Origin of the sequence: Leisingera aquimarina DSM 24565 (assembly GCF_000473165.1) — a bacterium.
Classification (GTDB): Bacteria; Pseudomonadota; Alphaproteobacteria; order Rhodobacterales; family Rhodobacteraceae; genus Leisingera; species Leisingera aquimarina.
Window position 1 is genome coordinate 790069 of the sequence record NZ_KI421504.1, and the last position, 16760, is coordinate 806828.

The window sequence follows — 16760 nt, forward strand, 5'->3', positions numbered from 1 at the left end:
TGCGCAAGTTGGAAAGAGTGATGCCCCGAAACCCCTTTGATACCCTCAGCAGGCGGCATTTTCTTGCCGGAAGCGCTGCATTGATCTCCTCGTCAGCCTTGGCGCAAGAGACCGGCGACGAGACGCAGCAGGCCTTTGATCCGTTGCGCCCGCCGCCAGAGCCGGAACCGCCTGTCCGGCGCAACATATCTGCATTCCGGGCCAAATCCTGGAGACCATACTTTGATAATCTGGGAAACGGGGCGATTTTGGTCGATATCGACAGCCGGGCTTTGCACTACTGGTCTCAGGATGAGAACGTTTATAAACTGTTCCCGTCTTCGGTGCCGCTGTCCGACGATCTGACCCGCCGCGGCCGGACCAAGATCGTTCGAAAAGTTGAAGGTCCGGGTTGGGCTCCAACCCCTAATATGCGCAAGCGCAACCCAGAGTGGCCTGCGTTCATTCCGCCGGGACCGGATAATCCGCTTGGCACCCATGCGCTGTATCTTGGCTGGAAGTATTATCGCATCCATGGAACCCACGATACGCGGAAAATTGGCCGCAAATCATCGAATGGCTGCATCGGGCTTTACAATGAACACATCGCCGATTTGTTCAGCCTGACCAAAGTCGGCACGCAGGTGTTGCTAATTTGACGACACGTGGCGGGACGCTAAGCTGCTAACTATAACAAGCAATTGCAATCCCGTGGTTTTGCTGGTTAGAAAAAAATACGAGATAAGTCTTGGGTGCGTGGTTCAGTTGTATGATCCGTGCGAATTCTGGAGGTTAACATGAAAAAACTCGTTATCGCTGCTGCGCTGACTGCTGCTGCTTCGACCGCCACTGCTGGCAACCTGTCCGAGCCGGTTGTAGAACCGCCGGTCATCGTGGAAGAAGCTCAGGGTTCTTCCAGCGGCATTCTGCTGCCGCTGCTGCTGCTGGTTCTGGTCGGCGCAGCTGTTGCTTCGAACTAAGTTCGATACACGGTTACGGAAAAGGCGGTGGTTTCCCACCGCCTTTTTTGGTGCCTGATTGAAGTGCAGAGCGGGCCGTCAGGCCGTCTCCAGTTCTGCAAGGATGCGGTCCAGCACGCTGATAATCATCTTGGCATCTTCTGATTCGATGGTCAGGGGCGGTCTGATTTTCAGGATGTTGTCCTTAGGGCCCTCGCTGCCGATCAGGATACGGTGATCCCGCATCCGGTTCTTGACGTATGCGCAGATTTCCGTTGCTTCGGAGCCGTTCGGGTTTATCAATTCCAGTCCCAGAAACAGGCCCATGCCGCGCACATCGCCGACGCAGGCGTATTTTGGTTCCAGCGACCTCAGCCCCTCGATCAGCTGAGCGCCGATGGTCCGGGCATTCTCTTGCAGGTTTTCATCGTCGACAATGTCCAGCACTTCCTTGCCGATCCGGCAGGACAGCGTTGAGCCGCCAAAGGTCGAGAAGAACTCGATCCCATTGTCAAAGCTTTCAGCGATTTCCCGGGTGGTGGCCAGCACGCCCAGCGGGTGGCCGTTGCCGATTGGTTTGCCCATCACAACGATGTCGGGCAGCGCGCCCTGATGTTCGAAGCCAAAGTAGTATTCGCCCAGGCGGCCCAGGCCGGTTTGCACTTCGTCAGCAATGCAGACACCGCCTGCCGCGCGGATTTTCTCATAGACCGCAGGCAGGTAGCCTTTGGGCGGGATGATCTGGCCGCCGACCGAAGGGAAGGTTTCGGCGATAAAGCCGGCGATGCCATGGCCCTTTTGCTGCAGGTTTGCGATGGCCGGGTCCACCAGGTCCGCAAACTTTTGGGCCCGGTCCGGGTCGCCGCGGCGGAAGGAGCCGCGGTAATCATCTGCGACTTCCACCAGCTCCACCCAGCCCGCCTGGCCAACGCCACCGGGTTTGTTGAACTTGTAGGCAGAGATGCCGATCGCGCCGGTGGTATTGCCATGATAGCCGTGATCGGGTGTCACCATGCCTTTGGCGCTGGTATGGGCGCGGGCAAGGCGCAGGGCCAGTTCATTGGCCTCGGTGCCCGAGTTCACAAAGAAGCAGACTTCGAAATGATCGGGCAGTTTTGACAGCACCTTGCCGGCAAAGGCGGTTTGCGCCGGATGAAGGTAGCGGGTGTTGGAGTTCATCCGTTTCAGCTGGTCCGCGGCAACTGCCTGGATGCGCGGGTGGGCGTGGCCCACATGCGGAACATTGTTATAGGCGTCCAGATAGGGGCGGCCCCATTCGTCAAACAAATGGTGCTTCCAGCCGCGCACCAGCATCACCGGGTCGGTGTAGGTTAGGCTGAGGTTGCCGCCGAAATGCGCACGGCGGCCGGCCAGGACCTCGTCCTTGTCTGTGGGGCGATAGCGGACCTTTTCATCCGGCAGGTTCAGCAGAGCTGCCGGGTTCGGGCAAACCGCGCGCCACATGTACATCTCATCCGGGTCGCCGACACCGGGCCAGTCGACCTCGATGCCTTCGGTGGTCAGAGCCAGCTGGAAATGCACATGCGGGGCCCAACCGCCATTCATGGAAGGATCGCCCAGGCGGCAGAACTCCTCGCCCTTTTCCACCACATCACCCGGTTTCAAACGGTCCAGGAATTCCGGATCCAAATGGCCGTAGAGGGTAAAGAACGGATCGCCTTCAGGCGTTTCATGGCGCAGGATGACCACCCCGCCGTAGTCCAGATGCCCGTCCCGGTATTCAGCCGCAAAGACCTCGCCGCGCAAAGGCGCAAACATCGGCGTGCCGGCCGGGGCAAAGGCATCCACGGCCAGATGAACGGTGCGGCGGTCACTTGCCTTATACGGGCCTTTGCGGAAGGCCAGGTCAGTGTAAACCAGCCGGGGTTCGTGATAGTATCCGAGCCAGATACGCCCCTGATTATCGAATTCCTCTCCAACCCTGGCTGCTTCCTCCAGCGGCATGTGGAACGGGTTCTGCGGCCAAGTGGAGTGTTCCACTGACAGCGAGCCCATCGGCGCATCCGACAAGTCCTCACCCATCAGCGGCGCGAAATCGCCGCGTTGCTGCTCCAGCCAGGCCAGGACCCGGTCGGCACCTTCGACCACCGGCATGCAGCAGGCTGCGCGCAGCCGGGCGGTCAGCAATCCGCCGTGCAGTGCGGTGCCTTCCAGGAACCGCCAGGCCGGCGCCTGCGAGATCGTCACATAGGGGTCATCCGGATTGTCCGCTGCCATCATGGTGGAATTGACAACACTCACCGCCAGCCGCGCGCGCAGCAGCGTCCAAACCATGTTCACCTCGGCAGGCGTCAGCGGATAAGCTTCGTGATACCCCGCAACCAGTGCTGCCAGTGCCGCCTCCGGCGCCGGGTGGTCCAGCACGATATAAGCCGCAGCAATTGCCAGGTCGCAGATCCTTGGTGCGGCGCACATGTCACCCAGGTCGATCAGGCCAGAAACCATTTGTGGTTCGGCCAAAACACCTGCCACCATGATGTTGTAGTCGTTTGCGTCATTATGGATGGCTTGCTTGGGCAACTCCGCCATATTAGGCTCTAACTTGGAAAAATCTGCAGAAATCCCTTTCAGAATCGCACGGCGTCCGGGATCAGCGATGCAGGTGAGATGATCCGTGATCCAGCCAGCCCTCGTCAGGTCCCATTTGAAATCACGCTCCAGCCCTTCGTGCCGGAAGTCCGCCAGGGCCTTGCCCGAGCCGCCCAGAACCTTACCAATCTCATGGATCAGCGCATCGCATTTCGGCTCTGCCTTGGCATAGCAGCGACCGGGCAGCTGGTTCAGCAGCCAGACCAGCCGGTCCTGGCCGTCTTCATCCGGGAGAGTCAGCAGAGACTGGCCGCTGGCTGCTGCAATCACCCGCGGGCAGGGCAGATCGGGCTGCCGTGCAGCGATGTGGTCAAACGCCTTCACCTGCATGTCGACCAGCCAGGTTTCGCAGCCGGGGCGCATGGCCTTCAGGATATAACCTTGGCCATCCCTCCCATTGACTAGGAAGTTCAGGTCATATTCCCCATCCAGGCGGCTCAATTCCGCATCGATGCCCCAATGCTGTTTCAGGGCGGCGGCCCAATGCGCAAGCGTCATTCAAACTCTCCCCGGTCTGCCGGAGTACCCGGCGATCCAATATTGGATCCTATTTGAACCGGGAGAGCGCTTTAGTCCAGCCAGCCTTGCAGATTCTGCTCGATTACACCTGCCAGTGCGGCGATATGGCCGTCATCATCATTGAGGCAGGGAATATATAGGAAGTCCTCGCCGCCGGCGTGCTCAAAGCTCTCGCGGATCTCCTCGTTGATTTCTTCCAGCGTCTCGATGCAGTCGGCGGAGAAGGCGGGAGCGATCACTGCGATGTGCTTCTTGCCTTCTCTGGCGAGCGTGGCGACGTGGTCCACGGTGTAGGGTTTCAGCCATTCCTCGGGGCCGAACACCGACTGGAAAGTGGTGGTGATCCGTGTGTCGTCCCAGCCCAGCCGCTCCTTCAGCAGCCGCGTCGTTTTCTGGCACTGGCAATGATAGGGGTCGCCCTGCATCAGATACCGCTTTGGCATCCCGTGATAAGAAACCACCAGGATATCGGGCCGCTTTTCGGCCTTGGCATAGGCCTCCTCCACTGATCGTGCCAGAGCATCGATATATGCGGGTTGGTCGAAATAGGGTTCGATCGTGCGTGCGGCGGGCTGCCAGGGCTCCTCCATCAGCGCGCGGAAGAACTGATCGTTGGCAGTGCCGGAGGTGGCGCCGGCATATTGCGGGTAGAGCGGCACAAACAGGATTTTCCGGCAGCCTGCCTCAACCATTTCCCGCACCTTGGACTTGGTCGAAGGGTTGCCATAGCGCATGCAGAAATCGACCATCACCTGATCGCCATAGCGCTCTTTCATCTCGGCCGCTATTTTTGCGGTTTGTTCTTTGGTGATGGTCATCAAAGGGCTTTCGCCCTTATCGTGGTTCCAGATCGATTTGTAAGCGGCGCCCGAGGAGAACGGACGTTTGGTCAGGATGATCAGCTGCAGCAGCGGTTGCCACTTCCACGATGGATAGTCGATCACCCGCTTATCGGACAGGAACTCGCTCAGATACCGGCGCATCGGCCAATAGGAGTAATCATCCGGTGTCCCGAGGTTTGCCAGCAAAATGCCGACCTTCTCTGCCGCGATCTTGGGGTGATCGGCAGGGGCGTGAGCGGGGCAATTGGCGGTCCGGGCGGTGTCCAGCATGGGCAGGTCCTGTGCGGCTGAGAATTCGTTGAACGAGGGGAAGTTACTGTCTTTACAAGTGAATGGCCAATTGGATCGCATTGGCGCAGCGATAGCGTAAACTTATGAGAGTCAGAGCTTGGTTTCCGGCACCTTCAGCGCATCGGCCAGGCGCATCTGGGCGGAACCGGGGCGCAAAGGTTTCTGCTGGCTGTCCGATGGCGACCAGCCGGTGAGGCAGACCATCTCGAAAGTTGCGGGCAGCCGGCCATCTGCGGTGGCAAAATGCTCCCGGTAGATGTGATCAGCAAGTTGGAACAGGCCACGCGGTGCCGGGCGTCTCAGGCGCTGGGCGAGGGCGCTGGTCTCTCCCATGCCGCGCAGGTCGTGGATCAAGTGCGTGAGGTCGCGGTATTCAGCGGTCAGCGGCACCAGATCGGCGACAGGAAGGGCAAACCCCGCCCGCTGCAATAAACCACCCAGATCGCGGATTTCTCCCATCGGCGCAACGCGGGGCGATAGCCCGCCCAATACGATGGTTTCGGCTTCTGCCATAGCTGCGCGCAGTTCGTGCAGGGTCTGGCCGCCGAGCATGACAACTAACAGCAGCCCGTCCTCTTTCAATGCGCGGCGGCATTGGATCAGCTGGCCAACCGGGTCATTGGCCCAATGCAAGCACATGGCGTGGATCACCACATCATGCGCACCTTCTTCCAGAGCCAGGATATCGTCATCCGGCACCACAGCTGCGCCAGGCAGAAACCCCTCCCAGACTTCCGGGAAAGGGCAGACAATGGCAGGCGCTGTAAAGGTTCTGTTAACCATGCTCAGGCGATCCTCGGCCTCATCCCGCGCCATCTGGTGCAGGAACAACGCATCCGGGCGCCGGCGTGCGCGGCGGGCTGCCAGGGTGCGGCGGTCGAAAAGCTGTGCGGGTGCTTGTGTCATGGGAGCTATTTAGATGCTGCTGGCCAGGATTCAAACCGCTGTTTCGCTGATCTACCCGCCGCAATGCATGGGCTGCGGGGGGCTGGTTGGCAGCGACTTTGGCCTGTGCGGTTCTTGCTGGGCTGGGATGCATTTTATCAGCGGCACGGTCTGCGAGGGCTGCGGTGCTCCGCTGCCGGGGGAGGCGGACGGCTTCCGCCTGGAATGCGACAGCTGCCTGCGCCATCCGCGTCCTTGGAACCAAGGGCGATCTGCCCTGCTCTATGAGGAGCAAGGGCGCAAACTGGTTTTGGCATTGAAACACGGGGACCGGACGGAAATTGCGCTCATGGCTTCTGGATGGCTGGTGCAGACGGTGCAGCCGTTGCTGAAGGGCAGCCCTTTGATATGCCCGGTACCGCTGCATTGGACCCGGTTGCTGAAGCGCAAGTACAATCAATCGGCACTGCTGGCGGAGGGGCTGGCACGCCGCACCGGTCTGGAACATTGCCCGGATCTGCTAAGACGGACCCGGCAGACGCCTGTGCTGGAGGGCAAGACGCGGGATCAGCGCTATCAGCTATTGGGTCCGGCAATTGCAGCGCATCCGGCACACCGCAGCAGGGTGAAAGACCGTGTCGTTCTGATCGTGGATGACGTGATGACGTCCGGTGCTACTCTTAGTGCTTGCACCGATGCCTGCTTGCAAGCAGGTGCAGCAGAGGTTCGGGTTGCAGTGCTGGCCCGGGTCACGCAAGCGTGAGGCAGCCTGCCCGCCTCTGGCAATTGTTGCAATGAATACCCAATTCCTCCACAACTTTCGAAACCAGAACATGGGGTCCTGAATGAATACCGTTGAAATCTACACCTCGCCGCTGTGCGGTTTTTGCCACGCTGCCAAGCGTCTTCTGAATCAGAAGGGTGTTACCTTTTCGGAAATCAACGTGCTGGCGCAGCCGGACCGCAAAGCTGAAATGATCCAGCGCGCGAATGGAGGCCGCACGGTGCCGCAGATCTTTATCGGCGAAACCCATGTCGGCGGCTGTGACGATCTTTTTGCGCTGGAACAGGCGGGCAAACTGGACCCGCTGCTTGCGGCCTGAACCCGGAGAGACAAAATGCGCGCAGCTCTGCTTCAGATGACATCCACCGACATCCCGGCTGAAAACCTGGAGACCGTGAAGGCGATGATGGCGGAAGCTGTGCGCGGCGGGGCGGGATTTGTGCTGACACCCGAGGTCACCAATTGCCTCTCCGGCAGCCGGACCCATCAGAATGGTGTCCTGTGTCACGAAGAGGATGACCTAACGCTGGCCGACCTGCGTGACGAGGCGGCAAAACACGGCATATGGCTGCTGCTGGGTTCTCTGGGCATCAAGACCCACGACAACGACGGGCGCTTTGCCAACCGGCAGTTCCTGATCAGCCCGCAGGGTGAAATCAAGGCGCGCTATGATAAGATCCATATGTTCGATGTCGAGGTCACACCCGAGGAAACATACCGCGAGTCCGATGGCTACAGGCCGGGTACCCAGGCGGTTGTGGCAGAGACGCCTTTTGCCAGAATCGGCATGACTATCTGTTATGATGTGCGCTTTCCGCATTTGCACCGGGCGCTCGCCAAAGGCGGAGCGCAGATCATCACAGTGCCGGCTGCGTTTTCATATATCACCGGAGCCGCACATTGGCATTCTCTGTTGCGGGCTCGCGCGATTGAAACCGGCTGCATTGTGCTGGCGCCTGCGCAAACTGGCAAACATCCGGCTTCCCGCGGGCCAAGCCGCAATACCTATGGACATTCCCTTGCCGTGGCCCCATGGGGCGAAGTGCTGGCTGATGCCGGCCAGGAACCGGGCGTGACTTACGTTGATCTCGACCTCGAAAAAGTTGCAGAAGCGCGCAAACGCGTGCCTTCCCTGACCCACGACCGGGAGTTTGACGGACCCTGATGGATGAAACCCATTCCCTGGCGGTATCTCTGTTCAGCGAGATACTAATGGCTGACCAGCTGGCCCGGTCGCGCCTCAGCAAAGTGCTGCCCAAAGGGATGGAACTGTCGCATTTCTCGGTGTTGAACCACTTGGCACGGGCTGGACTGGAGCGCTCGCCCGCGCAGCTGGCCAAGGCGTTTCACGTGACCCGCGGGGCGATGACCAACACGCTGAGCAAACTGGAAATGGCGGGATACATCCATGTCCGCCCTGATTGGGACGATGCACGGCGCAAGATGGTGGCGATCAGCCCGGCTGGCAAGCAGGCCCGGGATGCAGCACTGGCCGGGATCATTCCGGTGATCTCCGAAGTTGTGGGTGAATTGGGCAGCGACCGGGTGCGGGCGACTTTGCCTATTCTGCGCGAGCTGCGCGGCAAACTGGAAGAGAGCGGCTGAGCGGCTGGTTCCAAAGAGTCATCTGCTCGGAGTTAAAAAAGGGGACGCCTGCAAGCAGGCGCCCCTCTTCCCCATCAGTCCCCATCATGCCGTGAACGGCGATCATTTAGCCTTTGGGCAAACCCCCAGTCACAATGGCAAGCAGTTGTTTGGTTCTTAGCTTGCGCCCAATCGCGGCTTGGAAAAATACTCAAACCCCGCTTGATAAAGATAGCAAGCGGGATGCAGTGGCCAAAGAGTGCATAAGGATTACTACCTATCCTTTAGGATAGGAGGCAGAAAAAACTGGCCGGCGAGGGCACCCTTAGCCAGGCTTTATGCTGGCGGTCACGTAGTTTACCGACAGGTCCCGTTCGGATATGGACCAGTTCCAAGTGATCGGGTTGAACACGAACCCCTTGCGATCAACAGGCTTCAGGCCAGCGTTGCGCAGCAGTTCGTAGAGTTCCTCCGGGGTGATAAACTTGGACCACTCATGAGTGCCGCGCGGCAGCCAGCGCATGATAACCTCTGCCCCGATTATGGCCATGGCAAAGCTCTTTGGGTTGCGGTTGATGGTTGAGCATATTTCCAGACCGCCGGGTTTCAGCAATGTCCGGGAGGCGGCGAGGAAGCTCAGCGGATCGGCTACATGCTCGACCACTTCCATGTTCAGCACGACGTCGAATTGTTCACCGGCAGCAGCCAGTGCCTCGGCGGTGGTGTGGCGGTAGTCGATCTCCAACTCAGATTGTTCGGCATGAATGCGGGCAACCGGCAGGTTGCCTTCTGCCGCATCGGCGCCAACCACTGTGGCACCCAACCGTGCCATCGGCTCGCTCAGAAGCCCGCCGCCGCAGCCGATATCCAGCAACCGCAGCCCTTCGAAAGGACGCTGTGACGTCAGGTCGCGGCCAAATTCCCCGGCGATCTGGCGGGTGATATAGTCCAGCCGGCACGGGTTCAGCATGTGCAAAGGCTTGAACTTGCCATTCGGATCCCACCACTCCGCCGCCATCGCTTCGAATTTGGCGATTTCCGCAGGGTCGACCGTGGATTGAGGCGCTTGCATTCCTGTCTCCGTGTGCTCTTTTGTAGTCTGACGTTTCACTAAGGTCAGTAATGGATAGATACCCGGACCAAAAGCGCGCTGTGCATTATCTTTATCCGCCGGTCGAGCCCTTTGACCAGCGCATGATCGACGCAGGCCAGGGCCACAATATATATGCCGAACAAAGCGGCAATCCCAATGGCATTCCCGTGATTGTGTGCCATGGCGGCCCCGGCGGCGGCAGCAGTCCGGCGATGCGGCGGTATTTCGATCCGCATGTGTATCGAATCATCCTGTTCGATCAGCGCGGCTGCGGCCGCTCGCGCCCCTATGCGTCGTGCGAGGACAACACCACCTGGCATCTGGTTGCCGATATGGAACTGATTCGCCGCCAGCTGGGAATCGAGTCCTGGATCCTGTTCGGCGGAAGCTGGGGGGCTACCTTGGCGCTGATTTATGCTCAGACCCACTCGGACCGGGTGCAGCAGATCATCCTGCGCGGCGTGTTCCTGATGACCAAGTCTGAGCTGGATTGGTTCTATGGCGGCGGTGCCGGCAAGTTTTGGCCAGAAACCTGGGCCAAATTCGTCTCGCTGATCCCTGATGCGGAGCGCAGCGACATGATCGCTGCCTATCACAAGCGGTTGTTTTCCGGCGACCTAGATGAAGAAGTGCGTTATGGCCGGGCTTGGTCGGCCTGGGAAAATGCGCTGGCGTCGGTGCATTCCAACGGCCAGAGCGGTGAAAGCCCCGGCGACTATGCACGTGCCTTTGCCCGGTTGGAGAACCACTATTTCATCAATAGCGGTTTCCTCGATTACGATGGTCAGATTCTCGCCAATATGGACCGGATTTCGCATATCCCGGGGGTGATCGTGCAGGGCCGTTACGACATGATCTGCCCGCCGTCCTCCGCGTGGCGCCTGAACGAGCTGTGGCCAAATGCGGAGTTGAAGATGGTACGCAATGCCGGCCATGCTCTGTCGGAGCCGGGAATCAGTGCTGAACTGGTCCGGGCAATGGACCGGATTGCAGGGGAGCTTGTGCCATGACGCGCATTGACCGCCGCGCGCTGTTCACCTCGGGTGCAGCCGCAGCCTTGCTGGCGGCGGCTGGCGGGGCCGTAGATGCATCGCCCAAGGCCGGTGGCGCGCTGCGTCTTGCGGTTCCTCGCGACGGCGGGCTTTTGGAACAGGCCGCCCGCGGTGCAGTCTATGACACGCTGACAGAAATTGCTCCTGATGGTTTGCTGCGCGGAGAATTGGCTACAGGCTGGCATTCAACGCCGGACGCCAAAACCTGGACCTTTGATTTGCGTGCGGGCGTGGATTTTCATGACGGCTCACTGCTGACGGCAGAGGATGCAGCCGCGTCGCTTTCCGAACAGGGCATTACCGGGGGGGAAGTCCGCGCGGTCACTGCGTTGGGCAACCTGCAATTGCTGGTGGAATTGGCGCAGCCCAATCCGCATTTGCCCTACCTTTTGGCTGGTGCCGATCTGATGATTGCACCCGCTGGTGAACTGCCAGCACCGCTGTCCGCTGCGATTGGCACAGGATGCTACAAGGTGGAACGAGCTCAGGACGGCCGCCATTTCCGCGCGTCCCGAGTTGCAAATCACTACAAATCCGGCATCGCGGGCTGGGCTGAGACAGTAGAGATTATAGTGATTCCTGATGCCGCAGTCCGTGCCGAAGCGCTGCGGGACGGATATGTCGATGTCGCTGCATTGCCGGAACCGCGCGGCCTCCTGAAGCGCGGGAAATTCCTGTATCATCCGTCTTCCAGCAATATGGCTTTGGCCGCCCGGCTCAATGTCGGCATTCCGCGAAAAGTAGGTCAGCGCGAACCGATGGATGACGGGCGGATCGCTGAGCGCTGGTGGATGGCCTGAGCGGCCATCCCCAGTATTGACGCTTCAGCTTTCCTGACGAATGTAGGCTATAACGTTCTGGACATCGTCATCTTTCTTCAAACCTCTGAAGCCCATGCGGTTACCGGGCACCACACTCTTGGGATCTGTAAGAAAGGCCGCTAGCTGGCCTTCGCTCCAGGTCAGGTTGGCGTCCTTAAAGGCGCTTGAGTATTTAAAGCCATATGCCGCGGCGGAACCAGTACCCATGATGCCGTGCAGGCTGGGGCCGGCACCGTTTTTGCCTTCTTCAAAGCTGTGGCAGGCTTGGCACTTGCGGAACACTTTCTTGCCCTTGGCCGGATCGCCTGACAGCGCCACCTCTGTTTCCTGTGCTGCAGGGGCCGTCTGGGCGGTGTTGCTACCAGCTTCAAACACAAACCGGGCGGTAACCGGGACGGTGCGGGTAATGCCGGAGAGTTTCGCAAGCTCTTGCAGGATATCAACGCCTTTGGTCAGGCCCGCGTCCTCAACACCCAGAAACAGCAGATCATTGGTGGTGACCATGACCTTCTGGTCCGACAGGCGGGCCACAAACATTTCCGTTTCCACAGGAATATCGCGCCTCAGCAGGCTCAACTTGCCTTCCACATCCGCAACCAAGGTGCCGCCTGCAGGCAGCGCCTCCAGCGCAGCGATGTCAACCTTGGCCGTCAGCGTGGCCTGAGGTTCGCCATTGAACACATGATCAATCATTCGTTCGTTGCGGATATCAATGAAGGTCTCCACCGATGGCAGCGAAATTGCCACAGTGACAGTGCCGTCCTTGCTCACATTGCCGGTCAGCTCTTCAAAGCTGTGCACTTCGCCCACTGTGTCTTTTTTAACCGAACCAAAGGCGAGCTTGGAGCTTGCGCCGTCCAGCACCCAGTCTGCCGACAGCGCGGATTGGCCTGCAAAAATAAGCGCCGCAACAGAAACGCCACGAAACAGTGAGTTGAGCATCCTATGTCCTTCCTATTATCAATGACCTTGCGGCGCGGCGTCTTGACCGGCCCTGAGATCAAAACACGGCAGGAGCGCGGATTATTCGCTGGTTCGGCAAAAATTCGGCTGAGGAAGAGGTTCGGGAGGGGATAAGCCCCTTCTACCCCCGATTGTGGCGGTTTTGCCTGATGCAGACCGGGCGGCGGGACCGGGCGGATGATCTGGCGCAGATGACCTGTCTGCGCGCACTGGAAAAACACGCAGGCTATCAGGCAGGCACGCATCTGGACCGCTGGCTGTTCCGGATCGCGCACCGGCTGTGGCTGAACGAGTTGCGGGCAACGGCAGTACGCACCGGCGGCGGGCTGGTGGCGCTGGAAGAAACCGAGATCCCGGATCAGCGCGTAAACACGGAAACGAATATTTTTGCCCGTCAGGTGTTTTCAAAGGTAGGGGAGCTGCCTGAAAGCCAGAGGGTCACGGTTCTGCTCGTCTATGTCGAAGGCTTTGCTTACAAGGAGGCAGCGGAAATCCTGAATATCCCCATCGGCACGGTGATGAGCAGACTGGCGGCTGCCCGCAAGAAGATTGCGGGAGAGTTGGCGGAAACGGAGACGGGAACATGAATGAAGCGCAAGCGGCATTCACCGATGATGAGCTGACAGCCTACCTGGACGGCGAGGCGGACGCAGCCCTGCGCAGCCGGGTCGAGCTTGCGCTGACTTCGGATGCGGCTTTGGCGCAGCGTCTGCAGACGCTGGATCTGCCTGTGGCTGCGTTGCGGGACGTCTTTTCCACAGCGGCGCTGGGCGCTCCGCAGATGCCGGATGGGCTGATTCCCGCATCCCGCCCCGCCCGTGTACCGCTGCGGCTGGTTGCCGGGCTGGCGATGGCTTTTGGTCTTGGAGTTCTTTCCACCTACATGCTGCATCCCGGAGCCCAGCCTCAAAAGGCGCCGGGATGGAAAGCTGTCGTGGCATCTTACCAGTCACTCTACATCACCGACACTGTGGTAAATGCCGGTCAGCCGACCGAAGTGACAGCCGAAGTGCTGGACGGATTTAGCAGCGGCCATGGCGTGGACTTGTCTCCAGCTCAAACTGTCGAAGGACTGGAATTCAAACGCGCCCAGTTGCTGGGTTTCAAAGGTAAGCCTCTACTGCAAATGGCTTATCTCGGCCCGGACGGCGTGCCGGTGGCCTTCTGTATCATCCGCTCCTCTGGTGCCGATAAGGCGATGCAAAGCGAAGTTTTGGCTGGCATGGCCGCCGCCTCCTGGGTCAGTGATGGTATCGGTTATCTGGTGATTGGCGGTCAGGATCAGAGCTTTGTGGATGGGGTTGCTGCGGATCTTCAAGGCAAGCTGGGGTAGCGGTCCGGCGGTTAGCAACTCTGTGCGCTGCACGAGCCTCTTGCAGTTTCGCCCGAACCGTCCTATATGCCTTTGACAACAGCGGCGCGTTGAACCTCTGGTTTAAGGCTCCACCGGGAATTTCAACGGGCCGCGCGCCCGTTTTTTTGTGCCCGCAGGCCATTGCCTGCAAGCCCCAAGTGGAGGTCTGATGACCAACGACCTGATTGCCAAAGCTGCCATCGACCGGCGCCTGGCCGAGATCATCACTCCGGTGATCGAGGATCTGGGCTATGAGCTGGTGCGGATCCGGCTGATGTCTGGTAAGGCAACCACATTGCAGATCATGGCCGACAAGCCGGATGGCGGCATCGAAGTGGATGATTGCGCCGCAATCTCGAATGCGGTCAGCGCGACATTGGACGTCGAGGATCCGATTATCGACGCCTATGCGCTGGAAGTGTCGAGCCCTGGCATCGACCGGCCGCTGACCCGGCTGAAAGATTTTGATATGTTCGAGGGTTATGAGGCCAAGCTCGAAACCGATGAGCTGGTCGGCGGCCGCCGCCGCTTTAAGGGCGAGCTGGCGGGCACCGAAGAAGACGAAGTCCTGATCAACATCGAAGATCAGGGCGAGACCGTGACCATTGGTTTGAAATTCGACTGGCTGAGCGACGCCAAGCTGGTTCTGACTGATGATCTGATCAAGGAAATGCTGCGCCAGCGCAAAGAGGCCGGCACGCTCAACGAAGACGCATTCGACGAAATCGAGACCGAAGAGTCCGAAGAGGAGAACAAGTAATGGCTATCACCTCTGCAAATCAGCTGGAGCTGTTGCAAACCGCCGAGGCCGTGGCGCGCGAAAAGATGATCGACCCTGGTCTGGTCATCGAAGCGATGGAAGAGAGCCTCGCCCGTGCGGCCAAAAGCCGTTACGGCGCCGAAATGGACATTCGTGTGTCGATCGACCGCAAGACCGGCCGGGCGAAATTCACCCGCGTGCGCACTGTTGTCGCGGACGAAGAGCTGGAAAACTATCAGGCTGAGCTGACCGTCGAACAGGCCCGCCAGTACATGGCGAATCCTGAAGTAGGCCAGACCTATGTCGAGGAAGTGCCGCCGGTTGAAATGGGGCGGATCGCCGCCCAGTCGGCCAAGCAGGTGATTCTGCAGAAGGTCCGCGAAGCAGAGCGCGACCGCCAGTTCGAAGAATTCAAAGACCGCGCCGGCACCATCATCAACGGTCTGGTCAAGCGCGAGGAATACGGCAACGTCATCGTCGATGTGGGGGCTGGCGAAGCTATCCTGCGCCGCAACGAGAAGATCGGCCGCGAAAGCTATCGCCCGAACGACCGTGTGCGTTGCTACATCAAGGACGTGCGCCGCGAGCCGCGCGGCCCGCAGATCTTCCTGTCGCGCACCGCGCCGGAATTCATGGCCGAGCTGTTCAAAATGGAAGTGCCGGAAATCTATGACGGCATCATCGATATCAAAGCGGTTGCCCGGGATCCCGGCTCGCGCGCCAAGATTGCTGTTATCTCCTACGATGGCTCGATCGACCCGGTCGGCGCCTGTGTGGGTATGCGCGGCTCCCGCGTGCAGGCCGTGGTGAACGAGCTGCAAGGCGAGAAGATCGACATTATCCCGTGGAACGAAGACCAGCCGACTTTCCTGGTGAACGCGCTTCAGCCGGCCGAAGTAACCAAGGTTGTTCTGGATGAAGAAGCCGGCAAGATCGAAGTTGTGGTCCCGGAAGAACAGCTGAGCCTGGCCATCGGCCGCCGCGGTCAGAATGTGCGTCTGGCGTCGCAGCTGACTAACCTCGACATCGACATCATGACCGAGGAAGAAGAATCAGCGCGCCGCCAGAAGGAATTCGAAGCGCGCACCAAGCTGTTCATGGAAACCCTGGATCTGGACGAATTCTTTGCCCAGTTGCTGGTTTCCGAAGGCTTTACCAACCTCGAAGAAGTCGCCTATGTCGAGGTGGACGAGCTATTGGTCATCGACGGTGTTGACGAAGGCACCGCCGGGGAACTGCAGGCCCGTGCCCGTGATTACCTGGAAGCCAAGGCTAAGGCCGCTCTGGATGCTGCCCGTGAACTGGGCGCTGAAGACAGCCTGATCCAGTTCGAGGGCCTGACACCGCAGATGGTCGAGGCGCTTGCCAGGGACGACGTGAAGTCGCTGGAAGATTTCGCCACCTGTGCGGATTGGGAACTGGCCGGCGGCTGGACCAACGACGGCGGCGAACGGGTCAAGGACGATGGCATTCTGGAACCCTTCGGCATGACGCTGGAACAGGCGCAGGACCGGGTGATGACCGCCCGTATCATGCTGGGTTGGGTTGACCCGGCTGAGCTGGAAGCAGATGCGGCTGAAGATGAAGATGCTGGCGAAGAGGAAAGTGAAGCCTGAGGGCAGGCTTCACAGAGGAGAACTGCATGACACGCGGCGGCGCTACAAAAGACCGGACCGACGGCAGCGAGCGTAAATGCATCGCAACCGGCGAGATCCAGCCCAAACAGGGCCTCATCCGCTTTGTGATGGGTCCTGACGGGCAAGTTGTGCCTGATGTGATGGGCAAACTGCCCGGCCGCGGCGTTTATGTGGCCTCCAGCCGGGCTGCCTTGGAAACCGCGGTCAAGAAGAAACTGTTCGCCCGCGGCTTCAAGTCCCAGGTTCAGGTGCCGGACGAATTGGTTCAGGAAGTTGAGCGGCAGGTTGTCCGCCGGCTTGTTGAACTGATCAGCCTGGCGCGCAAGTCGGGTGATGCGGTGTCCGGCTTTGAGCGGGTGAAAGACTGGCTTTACAAAGAGGATGCCCGGGTGCTGATCCAGGCGTCCGACGGGTCAGGCCGCGGAAAGTCGAAGCTGAGCACCCCCTACAAGGGCAAATTCATCGGCTGCCTCACGGCGGACGAGCTGGGAATGGCATTTGGGCGCCAAACTGCAATACATGCCGCCCTCGCCTCTGGCGGACTCAGCAAACGTGTTGTAGATGAGGCGCAACGACTGCAAGGTTTGCGCGAAATGGTGGGCGGCGACGGCCGCACGGAAGGATAAG

General features: G+C 59.7%; 18 protein-coding genes. 13 read left to right on the forward strand and 5 right to left on the reverse strand.

Going from position 1 to position 16760, the window contains the following annotated elements; all coding sequences use genetic code 11:
* The first annotated feature begins 20 nt into the window (after window positions 1-20).
* Entirely contained in the window at window positions 21-638 is a 618-nt protein-coding gene (locus AQUI_RS0107755; protein WP_027257014.1) for a L,D-transpeptidase, read from the forward strand.
* Window positions 639-776: 138 nt separating this feature from the next.
* Window positions 777-959: a hypothetical protein gene (locus AQUI_RS0107760; protein WP_024092111.1), complete on the forward strand. Its 183-nt coding sequence runs from the start codon at window positions 777-779 to the stop codon at window positions 957-959.
* A 78-nt stretch (window positions 960-1037) separates the two neighbouring features.
* Here AQUI_RS0107760 and AQUI_RS0107765 read toward each other — a convergent pair whose 3' ends face one another.
* From AQUI_RS0107765 to AQUI_RS0107775, 3 genes are all read right to left on the reverse strand, one after another.
* On the reverse strand, window positions 1038-4046 hold the full coding sequence (locus AQUI_RS0107765) for an aminotransferase class III-fold pyridoxal phosphate-dependent enzyme (RefSeq protein ID WP_027257015.1): 3009 nt from the start codon (window positions 4044-4046) through the stop codon (window positions 1038-1040).
* A gap of 71 nt (window positions 4047-4117) precedes the next feature.
* The gene (gene hemH, locus AQUI_RS0107770) at window positions 4118-5179 is read right to left on the reverse strand and encodes a ferrochelatase (protein WP_027257016.1); all 1062 of its coding nucleotides are present in this window, start codon (window positions 5177-5179) and stop codon (window positions 4118-4120) included.
* 111 nt (window positions 5180-5290) lie between these two features.
* A complete protein-coding gene (locus tag AQUI_RS0107775) occupies window positions 5291-6106 on the reverse strand; it encodes a methyltransferase domain-containing protein (RefSeq protein WP_027257017.1) in 816 nt (271 codons plus the stop codon).
* A gap of 13 nt (window positions 6107-6119) precedes the next feature.
* Between AQUI_RS0107775 and AQUI_RS0107780 the strand changes: the two genes are divergently transcribed.
* The 4 genes from AQUI_RS0107780 to AQUI_RS0107795 all read left to right on the forward strand — a co-directional run bounded on the left by AQUI_RS0107780 (window position 6120) and on the right by AQUI_RS0107795 (window position 8474).
* Complete coding sequence (locus tag AQUI_RS0107780) at window positions 6120-6848, forward strand: ComF family protein (RefSeq protein WP_027257018.1); 729 nt, start codon at window positions 6120-6122, stop codon at window positions 6846-6848.
* Between the two features lie 82 nt (window positions 6849-6930).
* The gene (gene grxC / locus AQUI_RS0107785; RefSeq protein WP_027257019.1) at window positions 6931-7188 is read left to right on the forward strand and encodes a glutaredoxin 3; all 258 of its coding nucleotides are present in this window, start codon (window positions 6931-6933) and stop codon (window positions 7186-7188) included.
* A 15-nt stretch (window positions 7189-7203) separates the two neighbouring features.
* Window positions 7204-8034 (forward strand): carbon-nitrogen hydrolase family protein, encoded by an 831-nt coding sequence (locus tag AQUI_RS0107790; RefSeq protein WP_027257020.1) that lies wholly within the window; start codon window positions 7204-7206, stop codon window positions 8032-8034.
* Complete coding sequence (locus AQUI_RS0107795; RefSeq protein ID WP_027257021.1) at window positions 8034-8474, forward strand: MarR family winged helix-turn-helix transcriptional regulator; 441 nt, start codon at window positions 8034-8036, stop codon at window positions 8472-8474. The genes AQUI_RS0107790 and AQUI_RS0107795 overlap by 1 nt, the downstream gene beginning before the upstream one ends.
* Before the next feature lie 304 nt (window positions 8475-8778).
* Here AQUI_RS0107795 and ubiG read toward each other — a convergent pair whose 3' ends face one another.
* The gene (ubiG, locus tag AQUI_RS0107800) at window positions 8779-9525 is read right to left on the reverse strand and encodes a bifunctional 2-polyprenyl-6-hydroxyphenol methylase/3-demethylubiquinol 3-O-methyltransferase UbiG (RefSeq protein ID WP_027257022.1); all 747 of its coding nucleotides are present in this window, start codon (window positions 9523-9525) and stop codon (window positions 8779-8781) included.
* Between the two features lie 50 nt (window positions 9526-9575).
* On the opposite strand from ubiG, the gene pip reads away from it, so the two are divergent.
* Window positions 9576-10556 carry a prolyl aminopeptidase gene (pip, locus tag AQUI_RS0107805; protein ID WP_027257023.1) on the forward strand — a complete coding sequence of 327 codons (981 nt, stop codon included), beginning with the start codon at window positions 9576-9578 and terminating at the stop codon, window positions 10554-10556.
* Complete coding sequence (locus tag AQUI_RS0107810) at window positions 10553-11398, forward strand: ABC transporter substrate-binding protein (protein ID WP_027257024.1); 846 nt, start codon at window positions 10553-10555, stop codon at window positions 11396-11398. The genes pip and AQUI_RS0107810 overlap by 4 nt, the downstream gene beginning before the upstream one ends.
* A gap of 24 nt (window positions 11399-11422) precedes the next feature.
* Here AQUI_RS0107810 and AQUI_RS0107815 read toward each other — a convergent pair whose 3' ends face one another.
* Window positions 11423-12361, reverse strand: coding sequence for a c-type cytochrome (locus AQUI_RS0107815; RefSeq protein ID WP_027257025.1), 939 nt, complete (start codon window positions 12359-12361; stop codon window positions 11423-11425).
* Window positions 12362-12492: 131 nt separating this feature from the next.
* Between AQUI_RS0107815 and AQUI_RS0107820 the strand changes: the two genes are divergently transcribed.
* The 5 genes from AQUI_RS0107820 to AQUI_RS0107840 all read left to right on the forward strand — a co-directional run bounded on the left by AQUI_RS0107820 (window position 12493) and on the right by AQUI_RS0107840 (window position 16759).
* The gene (locus tag AQUI_RS0107820) at window positions 12493-12969 is read left to right on the forward strand and encodes an RNA polymerase sigma factor (RefSeq protein ID WP_156916793.1); all 477 of its coding nucleotides are present in this window, start codon (window positions 12493-12495) and stop codon (window positions 12967-12969) included.
* Window positions 12966-13715: an anti-sigma factor family protein gene (locus AQUI_RS0107825; protein ID WP_027257027.1), complete on the forward strand. Its 750-nt coding sequence runs from the start codon at window positions 12966-12968 to the stop codon at window positions 13713-13715. The genes AQUI_RS0107820 and AQUI_RS0107825 overlap by 4 nt, the downstream gene beginning before the upstream one ends.
* A gap of 190 nt (window positions 13716-13905) precedes the next feature.
* Window positions 13906-14496, forward strand: a complete 591-nt coding sequence (gene rimP, locus AQUI_RS0107830; RefSeq protein ID WP_027257028.1) for a ribosome maturation factor RimP — start codon at window positions 13906-13908, stop codon at window positions 14494-14496.
* A complete protein-coding gene (nusA, locus tag AQUI_RS0107835) occupies window positions 14496-16112 on the forward strand; it encodes a transcription termination factor NusA (RefSeq protein ID WP_027257029.1) in 1617 nt (538 codons plus the stop codon). The genes rimP and nusA overlap by 1 nt, the downstream gene beginning before the upstream one ends.
* A gap of 26 nt (window positions 16113-16138) precedes the next feature.
* Window positions 16139-16759, forward strand: coding sequence for an RNA-binding protein (locus AQUI_RS0107840; protein ID WP_027257030.1), 621 nt, complete (start codon window positions 16139-16141; stop codon window positions 16757-16759).
* Window position 16760 lies beyond the last annotated feature (1 nt).